Origin of the sequence: Streptomyces sp. NBC_00122 (assembly GCF_045160845.1) — a bacterium.
In the GTDB taxonomy this organism is placed as follows: Bacteria; Actinomycetota; Actinomycetes; order Streptomycetales; family Streptomycetaceae; genus Streptomyces.
This window is the reverse complement of the sequence record NZ_CP108191.1, coordinates 5,464,037-5,490,300: the sequence shown is the minus strand read 5'-3', so window position 1 is coordinate 5,490,300 and position 26,264 is coordinate 5,464,037. Positions and strand designations below refer to the sequence as shown.

Genomic DNA, 26,264 nt, shown 5'->3' with positions numbered 1-26,264 from the left:
CGGTGCGGTAGGAGCAGCAGATGCGGCGAGACGGGAAGACGGCCCCGTCCGATCTCCAGCTGAAGATCGTGCTGCACGGCACAAGACCGCCCCTGTGGCGGCGCCTCGTGCTGCCGTCCGATGCTTCGCTCGGGACGCTGCACGACGCCATCCAGGTCGCCTTCGGATGGCAGGGTGGCCATCTGCATCTCTTCACCGACGAGTTCGGCCGGGGGTACGGCGAGGCGGCCCGACTCACCGGCATCGATCTCGGCTTCGGCCACGAGGTCTGCGACGAGGACGCCACCGCGCTCGGCGACGTGCTGGCCGAGGAGAAGGCACGGCTGCGCTACGTCTACGACTTCGGCGACGACTGGGAGCACGGGATCACGCTGGAGAAGACACTGCCGCGCCCGGTCGGCGCGGAGCGGGCGGTGCGCTGCGTCGGCGGGCGTCGCGCCGACGTACCGGCCGAGGACATCGGCGGCGTGTGGGGGCTGGCCGAGGTGCTGGAGTTCCTCGACACCCCTGGCGGGGCCGGGGATGGCCCGCACGGTGAGCTTGTCGCCGAGCAGCGGGCGGCCGGATACGATCCGGCGGCCTTCGACCGGGACGGGATCACCGCGCGGCTGGCCCGGCTGACGCCGGACACGGTGTCCGGCAAAGCGAAGCCGCCGACCGGTGATGGGGCCGGGCGCGGCGGTGTCCGTCGGCTGACCGCCGAGGACGTGGCGTTGTGTACCTGCGGGCAGTGCGGGGTGGGCGGTCCGGTCGATGCCGGAGTCGACGGACCGGCTGAGGATGTGCCTGTGCTGCGCCCGGTGACTCTGGCTCCGCGGGAGGACCTTTTCGCTGCCGTGCGGGGTGTTCCGCTCTTCGACGCTGCGCTGCGGCTCGCCGCCTGGTGCCGCGAGGGACGGCAGGTCACCGCCGGCCGGGTGCTTCGGCCCGCGCTCGCCCGTGCGGCCGTCGAGGAGGTCCAGCTGTGGAAGCTGGCCGGCGACGACTCGCCGTATGCCGATGCCGTCGCGCGGGCTCGTGCGTTGAAGTCGCTGCGCAGCGCCAAGGACGTGGCCGTTCTCGATGATCCGTGGTGGCTCGCCGTGGACGGCGGGTTGATCACGGTCAGCGGGGGCCGCGCGTGGGGTGGCGCGGCAACCGACTTCACCGGTGAGGGCCTCCTGGAGTTCTGGGCCGCCACGATGGGCGATCTGCTGGAGGAGATCGGTGAGACGGGGGTGCTGGACGGGTGGCACGGTGAGCTGGGCGAGCTGACGGCCGAGATCGCCGACGGACTGGTCGGCCTGCTGTACGACGCCCCGGACGACGCCTGGGTGGATGTCGACGGCCTGCGTGCGAAGGCCCGCGAGGTGGGCGAGAACGGGCCGGAGTTCGATCTCTTCCAGGCGCTGTTCGCGGCGTCCTTCCAGGGACTCGGCGAAGGGCTCGCCCTGCTGGGCGCGGTGGAGTACGAGCCCGGTGACGGCGTCGATTCGGCCGAGGAGAATCTGCGCACACTCCAGAACGCCCTGGTCGGACAGGAGCTGGGCGGCGGTTCGGGAACCTCGACGGCGGCGTCGGACCGGTCGTGGGACGACCAGCGCGGGCACCGCATGCGGCTCACCCCACTCGGCCGCTACGGGCTCCGCGCGTACCTGATGGAGTGCGGTGTGCCCGCGCCGCTGCTCGGTGAGTACGCCGAAGCGGACGCCGACGCTCTGCTCCAGGGGCTCCTGGGCTACTCCCCCGAGGAGATGCGCCGGGAGGTCGAAGGGTGGCTGGCACACCGTTCGGCGACGGATGCCGCGGTAGGGCTGCTCGACGCATGCGTGGGAGACGGCTGCGAGGCAGCGGCGAAGCGCGCCGTGGCCCAACTGGTGCTGGCCGACCTCGACGACCCGCGGGCGCTGCGCGTGCTGCGCAAGGCAGCGGACTCCGACGCCGAGGGGTGCCGCCAGGTGGCCACCGCGACCCTGGGCGCACGCCTCGGGGCAGAAGCAGACGTGGACCCGGCGCGGGCGGAGCAGTCGGAACTGTGGCTGCTCATCGACGGACTGTCGATCCTCGCCGGTGCTCAGGAGAGGCAGGAGCTGACCCGGGGCTTCCTGGAGAACTGGAACACGGCGCCGGAGTCGCTCGAACAGCGGGTGGACGAGCTGTGGCGAGTGGAGCACCCAGCCACCGCCCAGGTGCTCGCCGAACTGGGCGAGGGCTTGCGCGGCGTCGACAAGCGGCTGGCCAAGCGCATGCGTACCGCGGCGAACAAGGCCCACTCCCGCCGGTGACGGCGGGGTCGGACCCTGCTGGTGGACGAAGACGCGGTGAAGACCGCCTGGACGACGGTGAGGCGAAAAGCGAGTGGCACGAGTCCTCGTACGGGAGCAGGGCACAGGCACGAGTAGCCTGCCGCCATTGGCCACACCGGAGTCGGCTGCCTGGGCCCGGAGCCTGCTCGACGACGGCTGGGCGGCGGTCTTCCTGCCCGGCGAGCCGTCCCGCCTCGGCCGGTTGCTGCTCTGGCAGCCCGCCGGGGCAGCCGCCGCCAAGGGCACGGCACCCGCGGGCATCGAGACCGAGGCGGCGGAGCTCGTCTTGCCGCACGGCCGCTCGGTCAGACGGCGCAAGGCGGAGGGTTACGCGCTGCCCGTCGCCCTCGCTGTCGCCGCGCTGTCCGGGGCACAGCCACCGCACCCGTCCGCCGCCGCCTGGCAGACCGCCGCCCGATTCGCGCTCCGGCTGCTCGCCGACGGCCGTCTTCACCCGGCCCTCACCCCCGCCGGCTACGACACCTGGCAGGCGGGCCCCCTCAACGCGGCCCAGCGTCGGACGCTGGACGCCCTCGCCGCCGCCTTCCCGCCCCACGGCCACTGCCTGCCGGAGCCAGGTCCTGCCCCGCTGCGGATCGCCGAACCGGCCGCGCTGGTGCGCCGGTTCTGCGACGCGGTCGCCGACGCCCTGGTCCGCACCCCCGCCGCTCCGCTCGCCATGGGAGCCCTGCCGTACGCCTGGCGCGAGACGCGTGCCGTGCCCACCCTGCACGAGTGGGCCGAGGAGACCGCTGCCGCGTTCACCGCCGACGTCCGAGTCTCGCTGCGGGTCGACGTACCCGAGGGACGCCGCCGGCACTTCCGGGCCGTCCTCCAGCTGCACACCGCTGCGGATCCGGCGCTCGTCGTGGAGGCCGCACAGCTGTGGAGCGAGCCGGCCGAGACCGAGCGCCTGCTCGGCCCGCGCGCCGAAACCGAGACGCTGCTCGCACTGCGCCGCGGCGCCCGCGTCTGGCCACCGCTCGACCGGCTGCTGAAGGACGCTGCTCCGGACCGGCTGCGGCTGACCGACGACGAAGCCTTCGACCTGCTGGGCGACGCCACCGACACCCTGCGCGCCGCCGGTGTCGACGTGCACTGGCCGCGCGAGCTCGTCAAGGCATTCACCGCGACCGCGGAGATCGGGCAACGCACCGCGCCCGGCTCCAGCGCGGGCGGCATGCTCGACGCCGGCACCCTGCTCGACTTCCGCTGGCAGCTCTCGCTCGGCGGAGACCCGCTCACCGAGGCCGAGATGGACGCCCTCGCGGAGACGCGCCGCCCCCTCGTCCGGCTGCGCGACCAGTGGGTGGTCGCCGACCCGAAGCTGGTGGCCCGCGCCAAGCGCCGCCGGATGGAACCGCTCACTCCCATGGAGGCGCTGGGCGCCGCGCTGACCGGCGAAGCGGAGCGGGACGGGGAGACCTTTCGCTGCACGGCGGTCGGTGCGCTCGGCGACCTCGTCGCCCGTATCCGCGACCCCGAATCCCGCACCCCCGCCCCGCAGCCCACCGCACTGAATGCCACGCTGCGCGACTACCAGAAACGGGGCCTCGCCTGGCTGGCCGAGATGTGCGAGCTCGGTCTCGGCGGCTGTCTCGCCGACGACATGGGCCTGGGCAAGACCATCACCCTGCTCGCTCTGCACCTGCACCGCCAGACCGACCCCGCCACCGCGGGCCCCACACTCGTCGTCTGCCCCGCCTCGCTGCTCGGCAACTGGCAGCGCGAGGCAGCCAGGTTCACGCCTTCCACCCCCGTGCGCCGCTACCACGGCGGCGACCGCCACCTGAAGGACCTCGCCGACGACGAGATCGTCCTGGTCACCTACGGAGTCCTGCGCCGCGACCGGGAGACCCTCGCCGAGAACGCCTGGTCGCTGATCGCCGCGGACGAGGCCCAGCACGTCAAGAACCCGTACGCCGTCACCGCCCGCGAGCTGCGCGCCGTGCCCACCCGCGCCCGCGTCGCCCTCACCGGCACCCCCGTGGAGAACAACCTCTCCGAACTGTGGGCGCTCCTCGACTGGACCACCCCCGGACTCCTCGGACCACTCGCCGTGTTCCGCGACCGCCACGCCCGCGCGATCGAGTCGGGCGAGGACCCGCGGGCCGCTGAGCGTTTGTCTCGTCTCGTGCGGCCCTTCCTGCTGCGCCGCAGGAAGTCCGACCCGGGCATCGCGCCCGAACTGCCCGCCAAGACCGAGACCGACCGCGTCGTGCCGCTGACGGCCGAACAGGCAAGCCTGTACGAGGCTGTGGTCCGCGAAACCATGGCGAAGATCGCCGAAGCCGAGGGCATCGCCCGCCGCGGCCTGATCCTGAAGCTCCTCACCGCGCTGAAGCAGATCTGCAACCACCCCGCGCAGTACCTGCGCCAGTCCACACCGCTGCACGGCCGCTCCGGCAAACTGGCGTTGCTCGACGAACTGGTCGATACCATCACCGCCGAACGCGAGTCGGTGTTGGTCTTCACCCAGTACAGGCAGATGGCGAACCTGCTGGAGAAGCACCTCGCGGAACGAGGCGTCCCCACCCTCCTCCTGCACGGCGGCACCCCCGTCAACGCGCGCGAGGAGATGGTGGACCGCTTCCAGCGCGGCGAGGTGCCGGTATTCCTGCTCTCCCTGAAGGCCGCGGGCACCGGCCTGAACCTCACCCGTGCCACCCATGTCGTGCACTACGACCGCTGGTGGAACCCGGCGGTCGAGGACCAGGCCACCGACCGCGCCTACCGCATCGGCCAGGACAAGCCCGTACAGGTCCACAAACTCCTCGCGGAGGGGACCGTGGAGGACAAGGTGTCGAAGCTTCTCGAATCCAAGCGCGCGCTCGCCGACGCCGTGGTCGGCTCCGGTGAGGCCGCTCTGACCGAACTGTCCGACGCCGATCTCGCCGAACTCGTCGCCCTGGGGAGGCAGGAATGAGCCCTTCGATCCCCGGCCCGCGCCGCACGCCCGCCCGCGGCAGGCGTGCCTTCGCCGAGACCTGGTGGGGCCAGGCATGGGTGACGGCCCTGGAGGACTCCACCATGGACTCGGGGCGCCTGTCCCGCGGACGCACCTACGCCCGCCAGGGCATGGTGGGCCCGACCACCATCGCCCACGGCCAGGTCAAAGCCGCCGTCCAGGGCAGCAGGCCCCGCCCCTACCGCTCCACCGTCCACCTGCCCGTCCTCACCGACGCCCAGTGGGACACCCTCCTCGACACCATCGCAGCCCGGGCCGGGCATCTCGCCGCACTCCTCGACGGCGAGATGCCCGCCGAACTCGTCGACGACGCCCGCCACGCCGGTGTCCCCCTGCTCCCGCAGCCCACCGAACTCGACCCCGAATGCTCCTGCCCCGACTGGGGCTACCCCTGCAAACACGCCGCCGCACTCTGCTACGCCACCGCCTCCACCATCGACGCCGACCCCTTCGTGGTGTTCGCCCTGCGCGGCCGCGGACGCGAGGAGGTCCTCGCCCAGCTGCGCGCCCGCCGTACGGCCGCCCAAGCGACCTCCACCCCACCGGCGCCGGCCGGCCTCCCGGCCGTCGGCGCCTACGCGGCCTGGGCCGCCCTGGCCGAACACACTCCACCCCTTCCAGATCTCCCCGAACCGGCCCCCCACACCGCCGCACTGCCCGCCGCCCCGCCACCCGGCACCGGTCTGTCCACCACGGACCTCGAACGCCTCATGACGGACACCGCCGCACGCGCTGCCCGGCTGCTCACGGGCGACACCACCAGCCTGCACCTGACCCAGCGCGAGGACGCGGCACGGATCGCCGCGAGCAACTGCGGACCCGAGTGGTTCCACCACCTCATCCAGAACACTGGTGCCAGACCGACCGCGTTCGCCCGCCTCACCCGCGCCTGGCGGTATGGCGGCCCAACCGGCATCACCGTCGCCGAACAGCCCTACACCCCCGACCCGACGGCGATGACAGCCGCCCGCAGCGCCCTGACCGGGGCCCTCACCGAAATGACCACCGCCCGGGCCGCCCTCAGGGCCTGGCGCAACCGCCTCACTCTCACCGACCACGGCATCCAGCTGCGCCTGGGCCCTGACGCCCGCTGGTACCCCTACCTCCAGGATGACGACGGCGACTGGTGGCCGGCAGGACCGGCCGACAGCGACCCCGTTACGGCGCTCACCTCCGTCTGGCAGGAGGCCGAGAGGTGACACGTACGACAGCCCGTGAATCGCCTCCTCGGCCCACACGCCGCCGCCTCGACTGTGCGAAGCGGCTCAGCAAGCCCCAGGAGGGCCGTCTCACCAGCGGAAGCACCGTCGAGAACCCGCTGCGGCTGGGGAGAATCTGGGGAGAATGAAGCAGCGCTGGGGAGCGGCTGGGGAGAATCGACCGCACAACGAGATCCCCGACAGAGTCAAGCTAGCAGCGGGCCAGTGTGCCGCTCTCCCGGGTGAGGTGGGTGCTGGACATCCAGCCTTCGGTGTTCGTGCCCTCGGCGCGGGCGTAGACCCACTTGTTGCCATAGGCGTTGGTGATGTAGCAGTGGTAATAGACCTTCACGCCGGTCTTGACCACGGACACGTAGCTGCACTCCGCGTACGGCCCGGTGTAGAGGTGGGAGTTGTCGAGCAGGTAGCCGTAGCCGTTGCTGCGGTTCTCGTGACTCCAGCCGGTGCAGGCCGTCGACACCGGGGTGGGCTCCTTCACCGTGGAACTTGGCTTGGTCTCCGGAGAGGCGGACGGGCTCTCGGCCGGCTTGGCACCGTTGTTGCCGGGCGTCGTCGTGGGACCCGTCTTGTTCGCCGAGGGAGACGGCTTCGAGGAGGCGCCCGGAGCAACGGAGGACGACGGGCCGCTGCCCGCCGGGGAACTGACGGCGGGCGGCGTCGTCTGCGCACCGTTCGCGGTCGTGTCGCCCTCTTGGCCGGTCAGAGCATAGGTGATTCCGCCGCCTGCGGCGAGGAGTACGACGGCGGCCGCTGAGGCGATGAGGGTGCGGCTGCGGCCGCGTGCGCCACGGGCTGCGGTGCGGCTCGTTTCGGGAGTGGGGACTCCAGTGGGGCCCGCGACCGGCGCGCCGGGCTGCGGAAGCGTCGGCGGCAGGTTGGGCTGCGCGTAGCCAGTATGCGGAGGAGGAGGCTGCGGGGTGGGCTGGGGAAACATCGGGGGGCCGAACCCGGGGGGCGGTACGACGGCGGCCGCAGCCCCGGGAACCACCATGGGCGTGGGAGCCGGGCCCTCGGACACCGTCCGGCCCGAGGCGACGCGCTCCAGCATGCCGCGCGCCTGGTCTGCGGTGGGCCGGTCCTCCGGTTCCTTCGCCATCAGCGCCTGGAGCACCGGCGTGAGTCGTCCAGCCCGGCGGGGCTCCGGCAGTGGCTCGGTGACGATGGCCGACAACGTGGACCACGCGGACGTGCGGCGGAAAGGCGAAGTGCCCTCCACAGCCGCGTACAGCGTCATGCCGAGCGACCAGATGTCCGACGCGGGACCGGGCTCCCTGCCCTGCGCGCGCTCCGGTGGCAGGTAGTCGAGAGAGCCGATGATGTCACCGCTGCGGGTCAGCTTGGCCATGGCGTCGTCGTCGGAGGCTTCCATGGTGGCGATGCCGAAATCAGTGAGAACGACCCTCCCACCCTGCTCCATCAGCACGTTGGCGGGCTTGACGTCCCGGTGCAGTACGCCGACCCGGTGCGCGGCGTCCAGCGCTTCCATCAGCTTGGCGCCGATCGCCGCGGCCTCGCGCGGATCCAGCGGGCCGCGCTCCGTCAACACGTCGTCGAGCGAAGGCCCGTCGACTAATTCCATGACGATGACCGGCAGACCCTGCTCCTCGGTCACGTCGTGCACGTTGACCACACCGCTGTGCCGGATACGGGCGGCTGCCTGCGCCTCCCGCTGCATCCGGGTCCGCAGGTCGGCAAGTTCGGACGCGGAGGCGTCGGTGAAGGATCGCAGGACCTTGACTGCGACCTCTCGGTTCAGCAGTTCGTCCACCGCCCGGGCGACCACTCCCATACCGCCGCGCCCGACCACGGAGGTCACCCGGTAACGCCCCCCGAGTACCTTGCCTATCAGTTCTCCGTCATTCGCTTCCCCCGCCTTCACCGCACGTCCCGTTCCATCGCTTCCATCGCTGTTCGTCGTCCGTCAACCGGCGGCCTCAAGGGTAGAGGCAGGAGCGTGGGGGGATTGCAGCGGCCGGACTGCAGATCAAGCGATCCACCCTGCCGCCGGCCGCCTCCCAGTCGGCGGACATCGCACCTGCCATGGCAGAAGAGCGCTATGACACTGCTCTTCCGCTGCCTTCAGTTGGCCATGCCGGACTGCAGCCGCTCGGCTGGGGCTCCCGGACCCGCGAAGGCAGGCCTGGTGTCCCGCGCACGAACGATGCGCGGGACACCAGGCTCTCCTGCCTCAGTTCTTGTCGGTGGCCGAGGCCCCGGTCACCGGCCGCTCCGGGCCGGCAGTTGGCCACAGTCGCCGCCGGCGCACTTGCTCAGCCAGTCTGCGAAGTCGGCGTCGTACTTGGTGCCGATGGTGTCGCGGAGCAGGCTGTGGGCCGCGTCGTACTCGCCTGCGCGGTAGTGGCCGAGCAGGGTTGCCACGTCCGCGGGGTGCGACTGGAGCATGTAACGGACGCCCAGATAGCCCCACTGGTAGATACGGGTGGTGTCGGCGTTGTCGTAGGTGGTCCCGAAGAGCCGGCTGAGCTTGTAGGTGTTCTTGCCCGCCTCCTCGATCGCCCTGTCGTAGGTGATGCCGCGGTACGAGTAGGAGACGTACTCGGCGAAACCCTCGACCCACATCACGGTCGGGGTGGTCTGCCCGGCTGCGAAGTCGCCGTACATGTCGTGGCGGCCGTCGAGGTAGTGGGTGTACTCGTGGTTGAGGTTCCAGATCTGGAAGGCGCCGTCCTGGGCCGGCTGCTCGTAGGCGATGAAGCGCGGCTGGTTGCCCTCAGCGGCCGGGTCGCCTTCCAGGTACATGCCGCCGTTGTTGGTGTCGATGCCGAAGACGACACCGGCGTAGGTCTTGTAGTCGGTACTGGAGTTGAAGGCGACGATCTCGATGCTGGTGTTGTTGTCGTCCTTGACCGGGCCGTTGTCCTTGACGATGTTGTGGAAGACCGGGTCCTGCTTGAGGATGCTGTCGCATGTGGCCGAGAGTTCGGACGCGGTCAGCTCCTGCGCGAGGATCTTCGCGCTCGGACCGCATGCGTGCTTGACCGTCAGCACGGCGTCGCGCACGCGGTTCTGCAGGTCACAGGTTTCGTACTCGGCGCAGTTCCCCTTGTCGAACTCATCCGTCATCTCGGCGAGGCCGACCCAGAGCGGGGCAGTGCGTCCAGTGATCTCGCTGCGGCCGAGCAGCTCCTTGACCAACGGCTTGACGGTGTCCTTGAGGTCGGCGTGCCGCAGGAAGCGGCCGAGTTCGCGTCCGGCGTTGCTGGCCAGGTAGGACTTGTCGGTGCCGAGCAGATCGTCGTGGGCGACGGCGAAGTCACGCAGTCCGGTGAGGACGCTCGGGTCCGCCTTCACGGCTTCCACGAACTCCGGCAGCTGGTGGCCGCGGAAGAGCACGGTGTAGGTGTTGTTGACCGCCGCGAGCATCCCGTAGAACTGGTCGTACGACGAGTCGTAGTCCTTCTGCAGACGCTTGACCACGTCGAGGTGGCGGGCGTTCTCTCCGGAGCTGTCGATCAGGGTGACCGTCTCGCCCAGGGTTTCTCCGTTGGCCTCGGTGACGTCGAAGGCGTGGGACGAGCCGAAGAAGGCATCCAGGGCGCCCTGAATGGCGCTCTTCAGAGTCGGGCCGTATTCACCGACGTTCTCAGGCTGGTTGTACTGGATGTAGTAGCCGGCGCGCAGGTACAGCACCACCTGGGTTGCGAAAGTGCTGTTGTCCCCCGGGTAGTTGGCCGCGACGTCCTTGAGTGCGTTCGCCACCGTGACCATCTGTTCCTCGCGGAAGAGGGCCTTGGAGTCTTCACCGGTCACGCCGAACAGCGTGTTGATGCAGGTGGTTTCCGATTTCTTGATCTGCTCGACCAGGGCAGCGCCGGTCTTCGCGGTGAAGTCGCTGACGTTGCAGTCCGCCGCGGCCTTCGCAGCAGAGCGGGCCTGCTTGCGCTCTGCGGCGTTCTGGGCCGCGGGGAGCGGAGGGCGTTGCGCGGGGTTCGAGGCCTTCGAGGCCGATCGGGCGGGGTCGGCGGTGTGTCCGGGTGCGAGATCGGCGGCAAGCACGGTGGCGGAGGCGGGCTGTGGGGCGGGCGCCGACCTCGGTGCGGACTTGGGTGCCCCAGTGCCGGCCGGGGTCGCGGCGCCATGGGGGGCGAGCACGGTGAGCCCCAGGCCGGCGACGGCCACGGTGGGTATCAGCAGTTGGGTGAGTTTCCTGAGAGTGGGGGGTTTGCGCATGGCGATGGCCTCCAGGCCGGTCGGCAGCCGTGCGTGGGGCACGGCGGTGGGGGGGTGCGGACCGTGATGGCAACGGAAGTTGAGCACTCCCGGAGCTGGCATAGCCGCGGAAAGTGTGACCGTACAATTTCACAGTTCACATGGCAGTGAAAGAGGGCTGCAAGCATCAGGAAAAAGTGATGAGCCGTCAGAGGCCCGTCTTGTCGCGGACCTTGAGCGCGCGGTCGACTTCGGCCATCTCCGGGACGGCAGGGTCGAGCAGTACCGCCATGAGGCCCAGGACCAGCACGACTCCCGGCCCACCGACCCTGGAACGCGAAGTGGCGTGCCTCATCGACGGCTTCCTCCCAGCGGAAGCGGTCGGCCCCGCCGCCGGACTTCGGGCGGTGGGGCTCGTAGCTCCCGACCAGGAACCCATCTCGAGGAGTTCGGCGAGGCTCCGCCGGTACGCGTGATGGGCAGCGAGGGCGGTGTTCACGTAGGGCAGGCGGTGGGGATGCCCATGCCCGGAGCCTCGCAGCGGATACCGAGGGCGAGGCTGTCCGCGAATCCGGCCTCCCACTTGTTGACCGTGGTGAAGCCGGCCGGGGCGACGGCGATCGCATCGGCGGTCGGGGGTGAGGCCGATGGGCCCGACGTCGTGTCGGGCCCATCGGTCGTTTCACGGAACGCCCCCGGGGTTCAACGGCACAGGGCGGTGTCCACGGCGCGTTCGAGACTCCTCCGGGCCGCCTCGTCGGTGAGCTGCATGGTGACCGCGACGTTGGTGGCACGGCCGTCGTCGGTGGCGCCGCCCCGGGTCTCGTACCCCGGGAAGCTGCCGCCGTGGCCCCAGGAGAGGCTGCCGCACGGCAGCGGCCTGCTGACGAGTCCAAGTCCGTAGCGGGCGCCGGGGCCGAAGGTCGCTTCGGCGGGGACGGTGGAGCGCATCTGGGCGAGCTGGGCCGGGGGCAGGAGGCGGCCGGCCAGGAGTGCGCTGAAGAAGCGGTTGAGGTCGGAGCCGGTGGAGACCATCTGGCCTGCCGCCCAGCCCCAGGAGGGGTCGATCTCCGTGATGTCGCGCAGCGGCGCGTCCGCCGATTCCCTGTAGTAGCCGTGGGGGTGGGGCTCCCGGATGCTCGCGTCACCGGGGGCGGGGAAGTAGGTGTGGCGCAGCCCGATGCGCTTGATGATGCGCCGGTCGATCTCCTCGGCGAGGGGGCGGCCGGTGACCTTCTGGACGATCAGGCCGGCGAGCACGTAGTTGGTGTTGCTGTACTTCCAACTCGTCCCGGGGGCGAAGTCGGCCGGGTGCTGGAGGGCTGTGGCGAGCAGTTCGCGGGGGGCGTAGTACCGGACGTCGTCCCCGAGGTAGTTGCTGTAGTTGGGGAGTCCGCTGGTCTGCTGGAGGAGCTGGCGGACGGTGATGTGGCGGCCGTCGATCCCCTCCCCGCGGACGAGGCCGGGCAGGTAGGTGTCGATGGCGGCGTCCAGGTCCACCCGCCGCTCGGCGACCAGCTGGAGGACGACGACCGCGACGAAGGTCTTGGTGTTGCTGCCGATCCGTACCTGGCCGTCGGCGGGTACCGGTTCGCCGGTGGCCAGGTTGCCGACCCCCGCGGTGTAGGTGCGCGTACGGCCGCTGCGGTCCTGGACGCTCGCCAGCGCGGCGGGCATACCGTCGTCGCGCACCAGGGCGTTCAGGGTCTGCTGGACGGCGTCCGTCCTGGCGGCAGAGGCGGTGGCGGGCGGGGTGAGGGCGCCCAGGGTCATGACGGCGATGGCCATCGCGGATGCGGCGGGCAGGGCTCGGCGCCGCCTGCCGCCCTGCTGGCGGGTTGAGGAACGAAGGCCCTGCCGGGTCTGCGCACGCATGAGTCAACTCCCGTGGAATCGTTTGGTTGTTGTTCGGGTCGCCCGGCCGCTGGCTGCCGAGTGCCTGATTCATCCGCACAAGGCCCTGTCCACGGCGTCCTTCACGTGCTGCGTGGCCGCCTCGTCCGTCGGGATGTTGGTGACCGCGACGCTGGCGGCGCGGCCGTCTTCGGTGACACCGCCCCGGGTCTCGTACCCCGCGATGTCGCCGCCGTGGCCCCAGTAGACGCCGCCGCACGACAGCGGCCTGCTCGTGAGCCCCAGCCCGTAGCGGAGGCCGGAGGTTCCGGCGGGTACGGTCGTGCGCATCTCGGCGAGCTGGGCCGCCGGGAGGAGGCGCCCGGCGAGGAGTGCCGCGAAGAAGCGGTTGAGGTCGGAGTTGGTGGAGATCAACTGGCCTGCCGCCCAGCCTACGGAGGGGTCCATCTCCGTGAAGTCGCGCAGCGGTCCGTCCGCCGGGTTGCGGTGGTAGCCCTGGGGGTGCGGCTCTCGGATGGTCATCTCACCGGGCGCGGGGAAGTAGGTGTGGCGCAGCCCGATGCGCTTGATGATGCGCCGGTCGATCTGTTCGGCCAGGGGGCGGCCGGTGACCTTCTGGACGATCAGACCGGCCAGGATGTAATTGGTGTTGCTGTACCCCCATGTTGTCCCCGGAGCCGCGTCGGCCTTGTAGCGGAGGGCGATGTCGAGCAGCTCACGCGGCTCGAAGTACCGGTTCCTGATCTCGTCGTCATCGACGTGGATGCCGTACTCGGGGAGTCCGCTGGTGTGCTGGAGGAGCTGGCGGACGGTGATGTGGCGGCCGTCGATCCCCTCCCCGCGGACGAGGCCGGGCAGGTAGGTGTCGACGGAGGTATCGAGGCCGATCTTCCCTTCCCCGACCAGTTGCAGGACCACGACCGCCGTGAACGCCTTGGTGTTGCTGCCGATCCGTACCTGGCCGTCCTTGGGGACCTTCGAGCCGGTGGCCAGGTCGCCGACTCCTGCGGTGTAGGTGCGCGTACGGCCGCTGCGGTCCTGGACGCTCGCCAGGACGGCGGGCATACCGTCGTCGCGCACCAGGGCGTTCAGGGTCTGCTGGACGGCGTCCGGCCTGGCGGCAGAGGCGGTGGCGGGCGAGGTGAGGGCGCCCAGGGTCATGACGGCGATGGCCATCGCGGATGCGGCGGGCAGGGCCCGTCGTCGCCTGCCACTCTGCTGGCGGGTCTGAGCACGCATGAGTCAACTCCTGGGGAATCGTTTGGTCGGGGTGTCGGAGCACGATCCTGGATTCCAGGACCCTTTGACCGCATCGCGGGAAGACGGGAGATATCGCTCCCCCGATCGGGGGAGGCTGCTGGTGGGCTGCCCGGCGATACTGGCGATCATGATCAGGGGAATCCGGCCGCTGCTGCGCGGCTCCACGTATTCGGGTGCGCTGTTCGCCTACTGCGGCGCGTTGGCGAGCCTTCCGCTGCTGCCTCTCGCCCTGTTGCCGGCGTTGTCGTGGCGATCCGCACCCGAGAGCGCCCAGATCGTCCTGGTCCTGCTCGTCTGGGCGGTACTGGTCGGCCTGGTCGGACTGGTGCGCCCCGTAAGGCGGGCGCTGGTCGCGTCCGCCCGGCGGATGCTGCGGGTGCCGCTGCCCGATCCGGTGGCCGGTCGGCGGAACTCCGGTTCCCTCGGCCTCGACCGCTGGCGGACCCCGCTCTGGCTGGTGCTGCACGTGGCCGCCGGGTGGACGGGGGCGCTGGCGAGCGGGGTGCTGTTCGTCATGGGCCTCTCCCTGCCGGGGAACTGGCTCGGCGGCGAGGCGCGGGTGAGTCTGTTTGGCACGTCCGTCCGGACGTCGGGCGGGTGGAGCTGGGTGGTGGCAGCCGTGTGCATCCTGCTGGCGGTGGCCGTCTGCGTACTGGTGTCGAAGGCCTTGCGATGGTCGGCGCCACGGCTGCTGGGGCCGTCGGCGGCCGAGCGGCTCGCGCTGGCGGCCGAACGGGAGCTGCTGCTGGCCGAACGCAACCGGCTGGCCCACGAGTTGCACGACTCGATCGGGCACACGCTGACGGCGGCCACCATCCAGGCGGCGGTGGCGGGCGAGGTGCTCTCCGCCGACCCGGAGGCGGCGCGGGCCGCCATGCGCAGCATCGAGGAGTCGACGCGGGCCGCGCTGGAGGACCTGGACTACGTACTCGGAGTGCTGCGCGAGGAACAGTCCGGGACGGCGCCGACCCGGACCCTGGCCGACCTCCCCGAGCTGCTGGACCGGCTGCGGCACGCGGGGGCGGTGGTGGAACCGGAGCTGTCGGGCGAGCTGGCGCAGGTCCAGGGGACGCTCTCCCGGGCGGCGTACCGGATCCTCCAGGAGGGGCTGACGAACGCGCTGCGGCACGGGGCTGGCGGCCCGATCGGGGTCCGGGTGGCGGCCGGGCCGGACGGACTGGATATCACGGTGGTCAACCGGACGGGGGCGGGGACGGGCACACGCGCCTTCCCTACCTCCGGCCACGGTCTGCCCGGACTGGCCGAGCGCGTCCGGCTGCTGCACGGTGAGTTCCAGGCCGGGCCGGACGGGACGCAGCACTGGCGGCTGGCCGTACGGCTGCCGGTGCAGGTGTCGGCGTGAGTGGATCCGACGCGGGCGAAGGCACGGCCCTACCCGCCGTCACGCTCCTCATCGCCGACGACGACGAGGTGACGCGCAGCGGCCTGCGCGTGCTGCTCGCCGCACAGCCGGGGATCACGGTGGTCGGCGAGGCCGCCGACGGCGTCGAGGCGGTCGAACGGGCGCAGCGCCTGCGGCCGGACGTGGTCCTGATGGACGTCCGGATGCCGCGTCTCAACGGGATCGAGGCCACCCGCCGGCTCCTTGCCGAAGCGGCCGAACCGCCGAAGGTCGTGGTGATCACCACCTTCGAGAACGACGGCTACGTCACCGCCGCCCTCAGTGCGGGCGCCAGCGGCTTCGTCCTCAAGCGCCTCCCGGTCCGCCAGATCGCCGAGGCGGTCCGGGTGGTGGCGGCGGGCGAAGCTGTACTCTTCCCGGCCGCACTGGGCCGCATGGTCGCCCCCCGCCCGCTGGGCTCCGCAGAGGCCCTGCCGCGGGCCGCCCTCACCGGCCGGGAGGAGGAGGTGCTGCGCCTGATGGCCACGGGGCTCTCCAATCCGGAGATCGCGGAGTCCCTCACGGTGAGCCTGGAGACGGTCAAGACGCACGTCGGGAATGTGCTGACCAAGCTCGGCGCGCAGAACCGGACCCATGCGGTGGTGATCGCCTACGAGTCCGGCCTGGTGGTCCCGGGCTTCGTCGGCTGACCGGCTTCAGTACGGGCCGCGACGTAGCTCCGCCCTGCTGTGTGTGACACCCTCGGGCCTCGTGCGCACCCCCACGCACCGTCGGCACCCTGGGGGAACGGGCCCGGCTCAGGGGCGTGTATCGGTGATCACCTCCGCCGCGGTCCTCGTCGAGGTGATCCACCCCCGGATCAACGACGCCGCCCTGAGGTGGACGCTGTCCCGGCTGCGGGTCGAACCGGTCACCCGGGCCATCGCCCAGTCCGCCGCCACCCTGCTGCGCACGGCCGGACTGCACGGCCATTGAGTACGCCATCGACGCGATGCTCTGCGCCACAGCCCTGGCTCAGCCGGGCCGCGTCACGATCCTGACGTCCGATGGAGAAGACATCGGAATGCTCACCGCCTCTCACAGCCGTGTGGCCATCGAGAAGGTCTGATCCACACCCTCACTTCAGACGCTCCACGGCCAGGTGGGTAGATCCTCCGTTTCGGGCCGGGCCCGGCCCGAGCGCGGGGTGGTACCCCGACTGGCCCGGTCCCGCTCCTGTCGTCGCGGAGGCCGGTCGGTCAGCTCGTCGCCCGTACCGCGTCCCTGATCAGGTCGGCGACCCGTGTGGGCTCGGAGAGGACGACGGCGTGGGAGGCGTCCGGAAGTTCGACGACGACGGCGCCGGCCCGTGCGGCGCCGAAGCGCTGGACCTCGGGGCTGATCGTGCGGTCCGCCCCGGCCACCAGGGCCCAGGACGGTTTGGTCCGCCACGCCGCCGCGGACGCGGTCTCGGTGAAGGCGGCCGTGGCGAGCGGGCGTTGGGCCGCTGCCAGGACGCCGGCGACGTCCTCGGGCACGTCCCCCGCGAACACGGAGGGAAAGGCCTTCTCCTCGATGGTGACCTCGACCCCGGAGTCGCCGTCGAGGAGCGGGTAGGTCCACTCCTTCAGGCTGCCCGTCAGCGGGGACTCGGGGAAGCTCCCTTGGAGCTGGCCGAGGCTCTCGCCCTCGTGGGGCACGTAGGCGGCCACGTAGACGAGCCCCACGACGTTCTCCGCGGCGCCGGCCACGGTGATCAGCGCACCGCCGTACGAGTGGCCGACGAGTACGGCCGGGCCGTCGACCTGGGCCAGGACGGAGGCGAGGTAGGCGGCGTCCGACGTCAGGCCCCGCAGCGGGTTCGACGGAGCGATCACCGGGATACCGCTGCTCCGCAGTTCCGAGATGACGCCTATCCAGCCTGTCGCGTCGGCGAAGGCACCGTGCACGAGGACGACGGTGGGGTTGGTCATGCGAGTTCTCTTCTCGGTGTCGGGCCACGGGTGGGGCGTCGTCACGACGGTCAGGGCGCGGCCCGGAATGCGGCAAGAGGTCCGTGCGACGGTTACTCACGGTAGGGCCGTGCTAGCGGTACCTCTTGTACGTGCGTGCATCCGCGCTGACACGACGGCGCACACGCGTCTCAGCGCCTTCGCTCGTCCTGGGCGCCGGCAGTCGTCGTCGCGAAGGCCGAGGTCGCCAGCGCCTGCCATTCGCTGGGGCTCATGCCGTAGGCCCCGCGGAACGTGCGGCTGAAGTGCGAGGGGCTGCTGAAGCCCCAGCGGTGTGCCACCGCGGCCATGGTGATCCTCCGGTTGGAGCGGCCCAGTTCGAGCCGGCAGAACTCGAGCCTGCGCCGCCGCACCCATTGGCTCACCGTGCTGCCGTCGTTCTGGAAGAGCTTCTGCAGGTACCGGACGGAGATGTGGTGGGCGCGTGCGATCGACTCCGGTGAGAGGTCCGGGTCCATCAGATGCTCTTCGATGTAGCCGTGGATACGGGACAGCATCTCGTTGACGGCCCCGGACGCGTCGTCGGCCTCGTCCGTCGTGTCCGCTTCGAGGAGCTCCATGACCAGGACGGAGAGGAGGTGTACGGCCGTCCGGGCACGCCGGTCCCCGATCGTGGACCGTCGGAACTCCGCCTCGGCGGCGAGCGCGGTCAGGAAGTCGGACGCCAGCGCCCCGATCCCCTCCCCGCCGCGTACGGGTACGCCGAGCACCTGGTTCAGTTCCGGCTCCGTGACGCCCAGATAGCAGCGGGGCACCCGGAAGAAGATCATCCGGCAGTCCTCGCCGAACCGCAGCAGGTGCTGTCGGGCCGGGTCGCAGAAGATCAGGTCGTTGGGTTCCAACAGGGTCTTGGCGCGCTCGTGGACGACGGTGACGGGCCCGCGGACATGGACGCCGAGGTAGACGTGGGTCCGGTCGTTCGTCTCCGGCATCTCGGAAAGCATCTGGACCAGCCACCCCGAGCGGGAGGAGGACGGGGCCGGATCGGGCGCTTGCCGGGGCACCCGTTCGGGCGCACGGGACATCAGTGTGAGGGGCATGGGGACTCCTAGCCGTAGGTGCGGGCGGGCGGAGGGCGGATTCACACCCCGTTCGCCGGCTCCTCGGCCAGGAACTTCTCCACCACGGCGTTGAAGGCCGGCGGGTTCTCCAGGAAGGGGAAGTGCGAGCTCGCCACGTCGGAGGCGAAGACGTGCAGGCGTGCGCCGGGAATCCGCTCGGCGACGAAGCGCTGCGAATCGGGGTGCACATGACTTCCCTCACAGCCGATCACCAGGGTCGGCACATCGATCAGGGGAAGCACGTCGCGCCAGTCCTGCGCGCAGTGGTCGAACAGCAGCGGTACGCCCGCGTAGGCGGGTGTCGACCGGATCTCCTCGCCGACGAAGGCCAGTACCTCGGGGTCGGGCTCGCCGGAGAACATGCCGCGCACGAAGTCGGCGCGGACCGCGTCGCCCTCCGGCCCCGCGAGGGCCGCACCCAGGTACAACAGCCCCGACACATCGAAGATGGCACCGGAGTCCCGCTGTTCCCGCTCGGTCATCCAGGGCACGGCGGCGACTGCCGCGGGCTGGTCGACGGCGACGAAGCGCCGGATCCGTCCGGTCCCGTACTGGTCGATGAAGCTCCACCACACCGAGACACCCATGGACCAGCCCAGTGCGTCGAAACGGTCAAGACCGAGATGGTCGACGAGTTCGAGCACATCGCGGGAGAGCCGGGCGATGCGGTAGCCGTGACGCGGCTTGCCGGACTTCCCATGGCCGCGGAGGTCGACGGTGACGACGCGACGGCCGGGCGCCAACCCCTCGATCTGGTGGCGGAACATCGCCTGCGTCTGCCCCCAGCCGTGCAGCATCACCAGTGGGACGCCCTCGCCGCCGGTGTCCTGGTACGCGAGCCGCGTGCCGTCCGTCGTGATCAGTTCCTTCATGACCTCTCCCCTGGTCAGAGGCGGTACATCGCTCCCGCCCGTCGCGAACATCATCGAATGGGGCCCGCCGCCCGCACCACCGCGAGCTGTAGGAATCGGGCCGTGGATCCTCCTCGCTTTGTCGAAGCGAGTCCGTGGTCAGACGGCCCCGTCGCCGCCCGGGGCGAGGAGTTCCTCGATCCTGAGGCCGAGGTGCAGAGTGAGCCGGTGGGCGCCGTCGTCGAGGTCGAGTCCGGTGATCTCCTGAATCTGGCGCAGGCGGTAGTAGAGCGAGGTGCGGTGGATTCCCAGCGTGTCCGCGGTCCGGGAAATCGATCCCGCGTGTTCGAGGAAACAGCGCAGGGTGTCCCGCAGGCGGTCGCCGCCATGAGTGTCGCTCAGGGCATGGAGCGGCTTCGGGACCAAAGACGCGTTCAGGGCGTGCTCGGGGAGCTGGAGCAGCACCGCGAGCTCCCCGAGCAGCTCCCAGTCACCGGCGCTGTTCAGGGTGGGCAGTCGGCGTGCCGCGCGTGCCGCCACGAGCGCCTGCTCGTACGACGTCCATGCGTCGTCCAGGCTGGGGTGCCGGCCGCCGACGCCGATCACGGGGCCCGCCGACGGGCCCAGGAAGGTGCCGAGTTCGTCCAGGATGCGAGCGGACTGTGCGGTGACCTCGTCCTGGCCGGGTGGGCGGTCGCGCAGCTGGAGCAGTGTCGCCCGCTCCTTGCCGATCGCGATGAGGCCCGTGGCCGAACGCGTCTGCCGGAACCCCTCCAGCGCCCCCCACAGGGCCGCCTCGGACTGCCGCACGAGCTCCGTCGCGCAGCTCAGCTGGACGACGGTGACCAGGACGTGCTCGGCTGCTCCGAGCAGTCCGAGTTCCTTGCCTCGCCGCCGTGCGGTGGTACGGGCGGCGACGTCGGTGCCGACGAGTTCGAGGACGAGGTCCCGCTCGTCGGCCTTCCGGGTGTCGGTGGCGATGTGCTCTCCGTGCATCTGGGCGGCCATGGCGTCCGCGGCCCGGGCGATGGCACGTGTTTCGTGCTCTGAGAGCGTCTTCTCGGGCACGACCACCAGGAGCAGCCCGTGGAGATGCCCGCGCTCGCGCAGGGGCACGACGTAACGGGGCAGCAGTCCGAGATCGTCACGGCCATCGATGAATCCGGCTCGGGACCACTGGGTCACGCCCTGGGCGAGGACGTAGCGGATGGTCGCGTTGTCGGCGCGGCCCTGCAACAGGGTGCCGATGCGGACCGGGTCCTCGTCGCCGAAGTGGCGGCTCGTGCAGACCATGCGGACCAGCGGGTCGTCGACGGCGACGGACCGGCCGAGCCGCTCCGCGAGCTCGTCGACGAGCGCCTGGAGCTCGGGGCTGCCGGGGCGGGCTCGCTGGAGCCTTACGGTCATGCGCTGTTCCTCTCTCGACCAACGGTTCCCCGCGGACTTTTCCATTCCGCGGCTCTTGATCATTCTGAGGAAGCGACGACGTCGGCACATCACACGAATCGTCCATTGCCATGACGCCCACGGGGGATACGAAGCGACTACTCTCCGCTGTCGCGATGCTTCACCAGCCGGGTCAGCTCCACGCGCGAGGTGATGTCCAGCTTGGTGAAGGCCCGGCGCAGGTGCGAACTCACCGTGTGCGGCGAGAGGGAGAGGTGCTCGGCCACCTGTTGGTTGGTCAGCCCTCGGGCCACGAGCCGTACCACCCGTATCTCCGCGGCCGTCAGCTCGGGCCATGCACCGGAGAGTCCGGCCGTCGAGGGCCGGCGGCGGACACCAGCGGCCCGCAGGCGCCGGCGGACGCGTGCGACGTCCCGCTCGGCGCCCGCTCGCGCGTAGAGCGCGAGGGCCGTGTCGAAGTACGGCACCGCTTCGGGCATGCGGGTGGCCGCCAGCTTGCGTCCGGCGTCCTCCAGTGCCGAGGCCCGGGCCAACGGCCGAGGGCAGTCCTCGTACAGCCGGACGGCGCGTACGAGAGGGGCGAGGTCGTTGTCGAGGAGCCCCCGGGCGTGCGCGGCGGTGGCGGCGAGGAACGTGAGGTCGGGGTTGAGCACGGCAAGTCGCTCGGCGAGGGCCACTGCCTGCGCGGCCCGTTCGTGCGCGCCGGCACGCAGCGCCAGGCGGACGAGGAACGGGGCGTCCGCGGGGTCGACCAAGCCGGCGTAGGCCGGCCGGTCCGCGGCGGGCGACGTCATCACCTCGTCGAGTTCGGCCATGGCACGGTCGGGCCGGCCTTCGAAGTCGGCCATCAGTGCCAGCATCCAGGAGCCGAAGTGCCGGACGACTGGTGCCCCGTCGCTCCGCATGCGCCTCGCCTCCGCCGCGTACGTTCGTGCGGTCTGCTGGTCGTTGGTGTGGAGGGCGACGCGCATCATCACGTACCGGAGCGTGACGTCGGCGAAGTTGCCCGGGCCGAGATCGTCGGTCGTCGCGGACGCGGCCTCGGCGTCGGCCCGGGCGTCCGTCAGCCGTCCGGCCTCCAGAAGGATGCGGGAGCGGGTCATGAGCCACATACGGGTGGCCGCCGTCCGGCCCTGCTCCCTGGTGATCCGGATGCCGTCCTCCGCGGCGGCGAGCGCCTCCGCTGAGCGTCCGGTGGTGTTCGACAGGAGAGCGTGCCACAAGGCCTCCGGAACCCACAGCGAGGTGCTGACGCCCAGGGCGTCGGCCAGCGCGGCGGCCCGCTCGGCCTGCCGGAACGCCTCGGTCAGGTCCATGCGGTGGAAACTCACGGCCGAGTGGACCGTCGTCAACGTGGCCTCGGCGGAGCGGTCCCCCGCTGCCGCTGCGGTCTCCCACGCCTCCGCGGCGACCTGCTCGGCCGCCGAGTGCTCGCCCGACATCGAGAGGCCGACAGCGAGCATGGCGAGCAGTCGCCCCCTCACGTCCACGGGGATCCCGGGCAGTGCCGCCCCGGCGCGGGCCTGCCGGACCGCCTCGGAGAAGTCGAACGGTGCGGCGAGGCGTGCCAGGGCAAGGCGTATGCGCGCCTCGTCCTCAGGTCCGAGACCGCCGGCCGCCAGGGCGGAGGCTCCCAGCTCACGCGCCTGGGCGGCCCGGCCCGTCTGCCAGAGCAGCGGGATCGTCTCGGCGATGACCCGCGGCCGCTCCGGAGCGTCCGCCGCGGTGAGTTCCAGGGCCTTGAGGCTGCGCTCCGCGGCGGGTCCGGGAGCGGTGGCCGCGAGTTCCGCCGCGGCGGAGCGCAGCCGGTCGGCCTCCGCCGCGTCTTCTGGTCCCGCTTTCCCGGCCTCCGCCGCACCCGCCGGCGCCGCCCTCCCGGCCGAAGGCCCGAGACGCTCGGCGGGGGAGGCCGCGCTCCCCGGCGGCAGCTCGGCGACTTGACCACGCAGAGCCTGACGCAGGGGCAGGGGGAGGCCGGCCTCCACCGCCTCGCGGATCAGGTCGTGGCGGAAGGCGAGACGATCCCCGCTTTCGGTGATCAGATCGGCGTCGAGGGATTCCCGTACCGCTGTGATGAGCGCCGCCGAGGACCTGCCGAGCAGTTCGGCCAGCAGCGCGACGGTGACCGGGCCGCCCACGGCGGCCGCCGTCTGCACCAGCTCCCGTGCCTCGTCGGACAGCTGGTCGAGGCGGCGCACGACAGAGGGAAGTTCCCGTGGGGCGGGGGGTCCGGCCGACAGCCTGGCCGTGCCGTTCTCGATCGTCACTGCCTCCCGCAGCGAGCCGAGCAGCTCGACCAGCAGCTGCGGGACTCCTTCGGCGCGGCGGGCGATGCAGAGGACGTCCGGGTCGGGCGCGGCGCCGAGGACGTCCTCGGTGATCCGTGTGGTCGCCTGGTCGTCCAGCGCTCCCAGCGCCAGCTCGTGTGCGCCTGCCTGCCGGATCCGGTCCAGGGTCGTGCGCACTCCCGACGGCACGCTGCCGCCGCGCACGGCGGCCAGCCACAGGATGGCGTGCGCCGAGAGTCCGGCCGCGAGGGTGTTGAAGGTGAGGAGGGTCAGGTCATCGCACCACTGGAGGTCGTCGAGGACGACGAGCAGGGGGCCGTTTCGAGCCGTCTCCCGCAGTCGGTCCCCCAGTTCCTGGAGCAGCCAGAAGCGCTGGCCGGGCGTCGTGGCGAGGTCCCTGAGACGGAGGGCGCCCGACAGCGGTTCGTCGCCGGAGAGCAGACCGTCGAGGAGCGGGCCGAGCGGCACGAACTGTTCGTCGGGGTCCGCCGCTCCCTCGAACACCCTCGTCCCGCGCCGCCTCGCGGCCGCCGCGGACTCCGCGAGGATCCTGGACCTGCCGATGCCGACGGGGCCTTCGACGCGGATGATCCCGCCTTCGCCCCGGTCGAGCGCGTCGAGCCGCGCCTCGATGAACGCCAGTTCGGCGTCCCTGCCGCGCAGCGGCGTCCGTACACCCTCGGTTTCCTCGGGCACGGTCCTTGTCGTCACTCGGTTCACGCTCATACGGCGGAACAGTATGAACCATATGAACCACCCCGCCGTCGCCCGGCCCAGGGGCCCGTCTCAGTCGAAGCGCAGGTCGGCGAGTTGCCGTTCGAGGACGGTGACGTCGTCCTCGGGCTCTTCACCGACCGGGCGCGCCGCCATGAGCGCGGCGAGCTCGACGCCCGCCCGGCGGACGCGGCCGGGCAGGCCGTCGGTGTACTCGTCTCCCCCCGAGCCCCAGTCCTCGGAGGCCGCGAACACGGCGGTGGGGACGGCGACGGCGCGGAGGTAGGCGAAGAGCGGGCGTACGGCGTGCTCAAGGACCAGGGAGTGGCGGGCGGTACCGCCCGTCGCCGCGATCACGACCGGCTTCCCGGAGAGGGCGTCCGGATCGATCACGTCGAAGAAGGACTTGAAGAGACCGCTGTAGGAAGCCGCGAACACGGGAGTCACCACGATCAGGCCGTCAGCCGCCGTCGCCGCGTCGATCGCGGCGCTCAGTCGCGGCGGCGGAAAGCCGGTCACGAGGCGGCCCGCGATGTCGCCGGCCAGTTCCCGCAGCTCCACGACCTCGGTCGACGGCGCCTGCCCCCGGGCGGCGAGTTCGTCGCGGGCCGCCTCGGCCAGCCGGTCCGCGAGCAGGCGGGTGGAGGAGGGGGTGCTCAGCCCCGCGGAGACGACGATCAGCTTCATGCGGCGGACACCTCCCGGACGGCTCGAAGGGACGCGTGCGTGGGGGCCTCCGGCACGTCGGCCGGACGTCCCTTCGCGAATTCCCTCCGCAGGACGGGCACGACCTCTTCGCCGAGGATGTCCAGCTGTTCAAGGACGGTCTTCACAGGCAGGCCCGCGTGGTCCATCAGGAACAGCTGACGCTGGTAGTCGCCGACGCTCTCCCGGAACGACAGGGTCCGCTCGATGACCTGCTGGGGAGAACCCACCGTCAGCGGGGTCTGCTCGGTGAAGTCCTCGAGCGACGGGCCGTGGCCGTACACCGGCGCGTTGTCGAAGTAGGGACGGAACTCCCTTACGGCGTCCTGCGAGTTCTTGCGCATGAAGACCTGTCCGCCCAGGCCGACGATGGCGTCCTCCGGCCGGCCGTGGCCGTGGTGCGCGAACCGGCGCCGGTAGAGCTGCACCATGCGCCTGGTGTGGTCGGCCGGCCAGAAGATGTTGTTGTGGAAGAAGCCGTCGCCGTAGAAGGCGGCCTGCTCCGCGATCTCGGGGGACCTGATGGAGCCGTGCCAGACGAAGGGCGGGACGCCGTCCAGGGGCCGCGGTGTCGAGGTGAAGGCCTGGAGCGGCGTCCGGAACGTGCCCTCCCAGTCCACGACGTCCTCGCGCCACAGCCGGCGCAGCAGCGTGTAGTTCTCCTTGGCGAGGTTGATGCCCTGTCGGATGTCCTGGCCGAACCACGGGTAGACCGGACCGGTGTTGCCGCGCCCCAGCATGAGGTCGACCCGGCCGTCGGCCAGGTGCTGGAGCATCGCGTAGTCCTCGGCGATCTTCACCGGGTCGTTCGTGGTGATCAGCGTCGTGGACGTGGACAGGATCAGCTTCTCGGTGCGGGCGGCGATGTAGCCGAGCATGGTGGTCGGCGACGACGGTACGAACGGCGGGTTGTGGTGCTCGCCGGTCGCGAAGACGTCCAGGCCGACCTCCTCGGCCTTGAGCGCGATGGCCACCATCGCCTTGATGCGCTCGCGTTCGGTCGGAGTGCGACCGTTGGTGGGGTCGGGGGTCACGTCCCCGACGGTGAAGATGCCGAACTGCATGGGGTGTCTGCTCTCCTGAGCTCGTCCGGTTCCCGCGCCGGGGAACCGGGGGCCGGGGTGACGCCGGGGGCTCCGGCGTCACCCGGCGGGTCAACGGTGCGGCGTCACTTCGCCAGGAAGGCGAGGAGGGCGGTGTTGACCTCCTCGGCGTGGGTCCACAGCAGACCGTGCGGGGCGCCCTCGATCTCGACGTAGTCGGCCGACGGGAGCGCCTTGTGGAACGGGCGTGCCGTGCCCTCGGCCGGCAGGATGCGGTCGGCGGTGCCGTGCAGGATCAGGGCCGGCACGTCGACGGACGGTATGTCGGCGCGGAAGTCGGTGTACCAGGTCGCCGGCGCGGCGGACGCGGCGAAGGAGCCGCCGCGGGCCGCAGTGTTCCAGCTGTTGCGGACGGCCTCCTCGCTGATGCGGGTGCCCAGGTTCTCGTCGAGGTTGTAGAAGTCGTTGAAGAAGGCCGTGTAGTAGGCGTAGCGGTCGGCCTTGACGGCGGCGACGACGCCGTCGAAGAACTCCTTCGGGGCGACGCCGTCCGGGTTGTCGTCGCTCTTCAGCAGGCAGGGCTCGAGCGAGGCCAGGAAGGCGACCTTGGCGACACGGCCGGAGCCGTACGTGGACACGTAGCGGGCGACCTCGCCGGTGCCCATGGAGAAACCGACCAGGACGGCGTCCTTCAGGTCGAGGGTCTCCATCACGGTGTTCAGGTCGGCCGCGAAGGTGTCGTAGTCGTAGCCGATGGTCGGCTGCGAGGACCGCCCGAAACCGCGGCGGTCGTACGTGATCACGCGGTAGCCGGCGTCGAGCAGCGCGGCGCTCTGGCGTTCCCAGGAGTGGCCGTCGAGCGGGAAGCCGTGGATGAGGACGACGGGCTGCCCGCCACCCTGGTCCTCGAAGTACAGCTCTATGGGGTTGGTGTTCTCCTGGCCCACGGTGATGTACGGCATGGGGATGCTTCCTCGATTCAGGTCGGCTGGTCCGCGCGTCGAAGCGGCGCGGTATGCCCGTCACGCTAGGACCGGTCCCGCACCTCCTGTTGCCGTACCGCGCACCACACCTTGCACGGGGG

Annotated in this window: 18 protein-coding genes and 2 pseudogenes; 6 read left to right on the top strand and 14 right to left on the bottom strand. The window is 71.2% G+C overall.

Annotated features, from left to right (window positions below; genetic code table 11):
* Positions 1-20: 20 nt before the first annotated feature.
* The 3 genes from OG737_RS25325 to OG737_RS25315 all read left to right on the top strand — a co-directional run bounded on the left by OG737_RS25325 (position 21) and on the right by OG737_RS25315 (position 6,452).
* Positions 21-2,264, top strand: a complete 2,244-nt coding sequence (locus tag OG737_RS25325; protein ID WP_405922021.1) for a plasmid pRiA4b ORF-3 family protein — start codon at positions 21-23, stop codon at positions 2,262-2,264.
* 127 nt (positions 2,265-2,391) lie between these two features.
* Positions 2,392-5,211, top strand: a complete 2,820-nt coding sequence (locus OG737_RS25320) for a DEAD/DEAH box helicase (RefSeq protein WP_405922020.1) — start codon at positions 2,392-2,394, stop codon at positions 5,209-5,211.
* Positions 5,208-6,452, top strand: a complete 1,245-nt coding sequence (locus OG737_RS25315; RefSeq protein ID WP_328928448.1) for an SWIM zinc finger family protein — start codon at positions 5,208-5,210, stop codon at positions 6,450-6,452. Before OG737_RS25320 ends, OG737_RS25315 begins: the two co-directional genes overlap by 4 nt.
* Positions 6,453-6,663: 211 nt before the next feature.
* Here OG737_RS25315 and OG737_RS25310 read toward each other — a convergent pair whose 3' ends face one another.
* The 6 genes and pseudogenes from OG737_RS25310 to OG737_RS25285 all read right to left on the bottom strand — a co-directional run bounded on the left by OG737_RS25310 (position 6,664) and on the right by OG737_RS25285 (position 13,736).
* The gene (locus OG737_RS25310) at positions 6,664-8,352 is read right to left on the bottom strand and encodes a protein kinase domain-containing protein (protein WP_328928447.1); all 1,689 of its coding nucleotides are present in this window, start codon (positions 8,350-8,352) and stop codon (positions 6,664-6,666) included.
* A gap of 338 nt (positions 8,353-8,690) precedes the next feature.
* Positions 8,691-10,664 carry a collagenase gene (locus OG737_RS25305; RefSeq protein ID WP_405922447.1) on the bottom strand — a complete coding sequence of 658 codons (1,974 nt, stop codon included), beginning with the start codon at positions 10,662-10,664 and terminating at the stop codon, positions 8,691-8,693.
* Positions 10,665-10,851: 187 nt separating this feature from the next.
* Positions 10,852-10,998 carry a hypothetical protein gene (locus tag OG737_RS25300; protein ID WP_405922019.1) on the bottom strand — a complete coding sequence of 49 codons (147 nt, stop codon included), beginning with the start codon at positions 10,996-10,998 and terminating at the stop codon, positions 10,852-10,854.
* Positions 10,997-11,279, bottom strand: a pseudogene (locus tag OG737_RS25295) (flavoprotein); the annotation flags it as partial. The gene OG737_RS25300 and the pseudogene OG737_RS25295, both read right to left, overlap by 2 nt.
* A gap of 66 nt (positions 11,280-11,345) precedes the next feature.
* The gene (locus OG737_RS25290; RefSeq protein WP_405922018.1) at positions 11,346-12,518 is read right to left on the bottom strand and encodes a serine hydrolase domain-containing protein; all 1,173 of its coding nucleotides are present in this window, start codon (positions 12,516-12,518) and stop codon (positions 11,346-11,348) included.
* Positions 12,519-12,587: 69 nt separating this feature from the next.
* Positions 12,588-13,736 (bottom strand): serine hydrolase domain-containing protein, encoded by a 1,149-nt coding sequence (locus OG737_RS25285; protein WP_328928444.1) that lies wholly within the window; start codon positions 13,734-13,736, stop codon positions 12,588-12,590.
* Positions 13,737-13,884: 148 nt separating this feature from the next.
* Here OG737_RS25285 and OG737_RS25280 point away from each other — a divergent pair, with 148 nt between their 5' ends.
* The 3 genes and pseudogenes from OG737_RS25280 to OG737_RS25270 all read left to right on the top strand — a co-directional run.
* Positions 13,885-15,120 carry a sensor histidine kinase gene (locus OG737_RS25280; RefSeq protein WP_405922017.1) on the top strand — a complete coding sequence of 412 codons (1,236 nt, stop codon included), beginning with the start codon at positions 13,885-13,887 and terminating at the stop codon, positions 15,118-15,120.
* Positions 15,117-15,809, top strand: a complete 693-nt coding sequence (locus OG737_RS25275; protein WP_328928442.1) for a response regulator transcription factor — start codon at positions 15,117-15,119, stop codon at positions 15,807-15,809. The genes OG737_RS25280 and OG737_RS25275 overlap by 4 nt, the downstream gene beginning before the upstream one ends.
* Before the next feature lie 124 nt (positions 15,810-15,933).
* Positions 15,934-16,228, top strand: a pseudogene (locus tag OG737_RS25270) (DNA-binding protein); the annotation flags it as partial.
* A gap of 130 nt (positions 16,229-16,358) precedes the next feature.
* On the opposite strand, the gene OG737_RS25265 reads toward OG737_RS25270, so the two are convergent.
* The 8 genes from OG737_RS25265 to OG737_RS25230 all read right to left on the bottom strand — a co-directional run bounded on the left by OG737_RS25265 (position 16,359) and on the right by OG737_RS25230 (position 26,142).
* Positions 16,359-17,072, bottom strand: a complete 714-nt coding sequence (locus OG737_RS25265; protein ID WP_405677825.1) for an alpha/beta fold hydrolase — start codon at positions 17,070-17,072, stop codon at positions 16,359-16,361.
* Positions 17,073-17,242: 170 nt separating this feature from the next.
* Positions 17,243-18,151, bottom strand: coding sequence for a helix-turn-helix domain-containing protein (locus OG737_RS25260; protein ID WP_405922016.1), 909 nt, complete (start codon positions 18,149-18,151; stop codon positions 17,243-17,245).
* A 41-nt stretch (positions 18,152-18,192) separates the two neighbouring features.
* Complete coding sequence (locus OG737_RS25255; protein WP_405677829.1) at positions 18,193-19,044, bottom strand: alpha/beta fold hydrolase; 852 nt, start codon at positions 19,042-19,044, stop codon at positions 18,193-18,195.
* A 138-nt stretch (positions 19,045-19,182) separates the two neighbouring features.
* Positions 19,183-20,430, bottom strand: a complete 1,248-nt coding sequence (locus OG737_RS25250; RefSeq protein WP_405922015.1) for a PucR family transcriptional regulator — start codon at positions 20,428-20,430, stop codon at positions 19,183-19,185.
* 137 nt (positions 20,431-20,567) lie between these two features.
* Entirely contained in the window at positions 20,568-23,444 is a 2,877-nt protein-coding gene (locus OG737_RS25245; protein ID WP_405677831.1) for an AAA family ATPase, read from the bottom strand.
* Positions 23,445-23,504: 60 nt separating this feature from the next.
* On the bottom strand, positions 23,505-24,119 hold the full coding sequence (locus tag OG737_RS25240; protein ID WP_328928436.1) for an FMN reductase: 615 nt from the start codon (positions 24,117-24,119) through the stop codon (positions 23,505-23,507).
* Positions 24,116-25,201, bottom strand: coding sequence for an LLM class flavin-dependent oxidoreductase (locus OG737_RS25235; RefSeq protein WP_405922014.1), 1,086 nt, complete (start codon positions 25,199-25,201; stop codon positions 24,116-24,118). Before OG737_RS25235 ends, OG737_RS25240 begins: the two co-directional genes overlap by 4 nt.
* Before the next feature lie 104 nt (positions 25,202-25,305).
* Positions 25,306-26,142, bottom strand: a complete 837-nt coding sequence (locus OG737_RS25230) for an alpha/beta hydrolase (protein WP_328928434.1) — start codon at positions 26,140-26,142, stop codon at positions 25,306-25,308.
* Between the last annotated feature and the right edge of the window lie 122 nt (positions 26,143-26,264).

Excerpts from the sequence above, each read along its gene's own strand:
- OG737_RS25265 (WP_405677825.1), bottom strand. The coding sequence starts at position 17,072 with ATGACCAACCCCACCGTCGTCCTCGTGCACGGTGCCTTCGCCGACGCG.
- OG737_RS25255 (WP_405677829.1), bottom strand. The coding sequence starts at position 19,044 with ATGAAGGAACTGATCACGACGGACGGCACGCGGCTCGCGTACCAGGAC.
- OG737_RS25245 (WP_405677831.1), bottom strand. The coding sequence starts at position 23,444 with ATGAGCGTGAACCGAGTGACGACAAGGACCGTGCCCGAGGAAACCGAG.
- OG737_RS25325 (WP_405922021.1), top strand. The coding sequence starts at position 21 with ATGCGGCGAGACGGGAAGACGGCCCCGTCCGATCTCCAGCTGAAGATC.
- OG737_RS25230 (WP_328928434.1), bottom strand. The coding sequence starts at position 26,142 with ATGCCGTACATCACCGTGGGCCAGGAGAACACCAACCCCATAGAGCTG.
- OG737_RS25235 (WP_405922014.1), bottom strand. The coding sequence starts at position 25,201 with ATGCAGTTCGGCATCTTCACCGTCGGGGACGTGACCCCCGACCCCACC.
- OG737_RS25315 (WP_328928448.1), top strand. The coding sequence starts at position 5,208 with ATGAGCCCTTCGATCCCCGGCCCGCGCCGCACGCCCGCCCGCGGCAGG.
- OG737_RS25260 (WP_405922016.1), bottom strand. The coding sequence starts at position 18,151 with ATGCCCCTCACACTGATGTCCCGTGCGCCCGAACGGGTGCCCCGGCAA.
- OG737_RS25280 (WP_405922017.1), top strand. The coding sequence starts at position 13,885 with ATGATCAGGGGAATCCGGCCGCTGCTGCGCGGCTCCACGTATTCGGGT.
- OG737_RS25285 (WP_328928444.1), bottom strand. The coding sequence starts at position 13,736 with ATGCGTGCTCAGACCCGCCAGCAGAGTGGCAGGCGACGACGGGCCCTG.
- OG737_RS25290 (WP_405922018.1), bottom strand. The coding sequence starts at position 12,518 with ATGCGTGCGCAGACCCGGCAGGGCCTTCGTTCCTCAACCCGCCAGCAG.
- OG737_RS25300 (WP_405922019.1), bottom strand. The coding sequence starts at position 10,998 with ATGAGGCACGCCACTTCGCGTTCCAGGGTCGGTGGGCCGGGAGTCGTG.
- OG737_RS25250 (WP_405922015.1), bottom strand. The coding sequence starts at position 20,430 with ATGACCGTAAGGCTCCAGCGAGCCCGCCCCGGCAGCCCCGAGCTCCAG.
- OG737_RS25240 (WP_328928436.1), bottom strand. The coding sequence starts at position 24,119 with ATGAAGCTGATCGTCGTCTCCGCGGGGCTGAGCACCCCCTCCTCCACC.
- OG737_RS25305 (WP_405922447.1), bottom strand. The coding sequence starts at position 10,664 with ATGCGCAAACCCCCCACTCTCAGGAAACTCACCCAACTGCTGATACCC.